This is a genomic window from Azonexus sp. (assembly GCF_036170495.1).
Classification (GTDB): Bacteria; Pseudomonadota; Gammaproteobacteria; order Burkholderiales; family Rhodocyclaceae; genus Azonexus.
In genome coordinates this window covers 1-2,517 of record NZ_JAVHPH010000321.1, presented here as the reverse complement: position 1 = coordinate 2,517, position 2,517 = coordinate 1, and the positions used below count along the sequence as shown (strand labels likewise).

The 2,517-nt window shown below is 65.6% G+C and carries 4 protein-coding genes; 1 reads left to right on the top strand and 3 read right to left on the bottom strand.

The features are described 5' to 3' along the window. The coding region (locus ADADOO_RS11870) for a hypothetical protein (protein ID WP_511277713.1) at positions 1-185 on the top strand (185 nt) is incomplete at its 5' end. Positions 186-203: 18 nt separating this feature from the next. Here ADADOO_RS11870 and ADADOO_RS11865 read toward each other — a convergent pair. The 3 genes from ADADOO_RS11865 to ADADOO_RS11855 form a co-directional block, all read right to left on the bottom strand. Beyond that, a complete protein-coding gene (locus tag ADADOO_RS11865) occupies positions 204-1,136 on the bottom strand; it encodes a peptidoglycan-binding protein (RefSeq protein ID WP_511277712.1) in 933 nt (310 codons plus the stop codon). Positions 1,137-1,286: 150 nt separating this feature from the next. Continuing rightward, positions 1,287-2,291: an LLM class flavin-dependent oxidoreductase gene (locus ADADOO_RS11860; protein WP_511277711.1), complete on the bottom strand. Its 1,005-nt coding sequence runs from the start codon at positions 2,289-2,291 to the stop codon at positions 1,287-1,289. After that, on the bottom strand, positions 2,288-2,517 hold a 230-nt coding region (locus ADADOO_RS11855; RefSeq protein WP_511277710.1), incomplete at its 5' end, for an EamA family transporter. The genes ADADOO_RS11860 and ADADOO_RS11855, both read right to left, overlap by 4 nt.

The window sequence follows — 2,517 nt, the reverse complement described above, 5'->3', positions numbered from 1 at the left end:
CCCTGCTGGCCTTGCCGGCCTTTGGCCTGTTCATCTGGCTGTGGAAGGAGCGCGGGCTGTCCGATAGCTGGGTGCCAAGCGCCCTGGCCACGGTCGCTTTTCTCGGCGCCTGTGCGGTCGTGCTCTACGTCACCAGTCGGCCGCACCCGCCGCTGCCGGCCGACGATGCCCAGGCCGAAGGCTGAGTCGGGCGGTTGGTCTTTTCAGGCAATCAGGCGAGCAATCAAAGTGCTGTCGGCGACGCCGGTGGCCGGTAAGCCTGTCTTTGTCTGATACTGCTTGAGCAGGTTGGCGCTGGTCTGGCCGAAAATGCCGTCGGCCTTGATCGGGACGCCTTGCTCGGATAATCCCAGTTGCACGAGCCGGACATCGAGGCCGCGGGCCAGCGGACTTTGCAACGCGATAGCCCGCGTGCCGGGCGGCGGGCCGTCGTAACAGCCGGGTGGCGTGGCGCGCAAGGTACTCAACGAAATCTCGGCGCCGCGGATGACGAGCGGCAATTCCAGTCCCCAGTAACCCTGTTCGATCAGGCGCTGAAAGGCCTCCATCCGGTAAGCCGTCTTACGCAAATCGCTGCGCGGATGGTTGCTTAGCCAGGCGCGTCGGGTCGCCACGTAGGCTGCGATCCACTTCTTTTCGCCAAGCGCCGCGAGGCTGCCGGATTGCGCCATGGTGCGGTCGCGCATGGTTTTCCACGAGCCATGCACGGTGCTGTCGTAAACCACCGCCGTGCCGAGGGCCGAGGTGATGCCGAGGTTGGCGGCGATGCGGGCAGCGGTCTGCCAGTAAACCTCGTCGAAAAACTGATCCTGGGTTTCGCGCATGACCGGATCGTCAGCCGTGGCGCGGAGCAGGTTGTGCAGGCGCAGCTCGTTGTCCAGGCCCAGGTCGATGGCTTCGAAACGCGGCAGCCAGAGCGATAGTTGTGGCCCGAAACGGGCGCCGTCATTGGTGCAGTAGCGCTGCAGCAGGTCGAGCAGATTGCCCGAGGACAGCGTCGTTTGCGACCGGCCGAAAGTGAGGTGGCCGGTATCGCCGGGAATGACGGTGACGCTGCCGTAATCGCCGAGTACGGTGCCGGTTTCAAACAGGTTGACGATCGATTGGGCCGTCTGCTTCTGGGTCGGGGTCAGCATGGTGAGCTCCTCGCGCTTGGAATGGAATCCACAATAGCACGCTGGCATTCGTCTTCAAGGAGAGGGTTGCTACGGTCAACCGGAAAAAATGGCCAAAATTAAAATGGCCTGCGCTGACCCAATAAACGCCCGGGGGCACGGCCCGAGCGTTTATTCCTGGGCGAAGACAGCGGCCGTAATATCGAGCGAGCGCAGGCGTAGCGCTGGATCGAAGATGTCGCTGACCAGGATCATTTCATCGGCGCTGGTCGCCTGCTTCAACGCGTTCAGGCCAGCGCGCACGGTATCCGGCCCGCCGACGACGGCGGCACCGAGAAAATCGGCGATGCCAGAACGTTCCTGCGGGCGCAGGCCGCTCAGGTAGTCGGCGATTGGCGGCGGCAGGCAGCGACGGTCGCCGCGCAGGATGCCGAGGACGCGCTGGTAGGTGCTGCTGGCCAGGAACTCCGCCTCGTCGTCAGTTGGCGCGGCAATGACCGGCACGCCGATCATCACGTAGGGTTTGTCGAGTTTGGCCGAGGGGCGGAAATTGCGCCGGTAGATCTCGATGGCTGGCAACAGCATGGCCGGCGCGAAATGCGAGGCGAAGGAATAGGGCAGGCCGCGCTCGGCCGCCAGGCGGGCCGAGAACAGGCTTGAGCCGAGCAGCCAGATCGGCACCTCGGTGCCGTTGCCGGGCACGGCGACGACCTTCTGGTCCGGCAAGCGGGGGCCGAGCAGTTGCTGCAGTTCGCTGACCGCCCGCGGGAAATCGGCTTCCGTTTCGATCCGGTCGCGGCGCAGCGCGCGCATCGTCATCTGGTCGGTTCCCGGGGCGCGACCAAGGCCGAGATCGATGCGCCCGGGATAGAGCTCGGCCAGCGTGCCGAAGGCTTCGGCAACGACCAGCGGCGCGTGGTTGGGCAGCATGATGCCGCCTGAACCGACGCGGATGCGGCTGGTCGCCCCGGCGATGTAGCCGACCAGCACGGCCGTGGCCGAACTGGCGATGCCCGGCATGTTGTGGTGTTCGGCCAGCCAGTAGCGGGTGAAGCCGAGCTGCTCGACATGGCGCGCCGTATCGCGGGCGATGGCCAGCGCCTCGGCCGTCGTGCCGCCCTCGCGGATGGCCACAAGGTCGAGCATCGAAAGTTGGGTGTCGTGCAGGGTGTTCATGCTGCCTCCTGAATCTGTTTTGCCGGATCGCGTCGGCTCGCGGCCCAGCCGAGCAGCGAAAGCAGGGCGAGGCCGCTGCCGATCAGCACGATGCCGGCGATTTCACTGGTCTTGAAGGCCTCGCCGAAGATCAGGCGCGACGACAGCATGGCCACCACCGGCGTGCCGAGTACCGACAGGCTGGCCTCCCAGGCCGGCACGCGGTCGAGGATGTAGATCCACAGCC

Coding starts and splice junctions, on each gene's coding strand:
- ADADOO_RS11865 (WP_511277712.1), bottom strand. CDS start 1,136: ATGCTGACCCCGACCCAGAAGCAGACGGCCCAATCGATCGTCAACCTG.
- ADADOO_RS11860 (WP_511277711.1), bottom strand. CDS start 2,291: ATGAACACCCTGCACGACACCCAACTTTCGATGCTCGACCTTGTGGCC.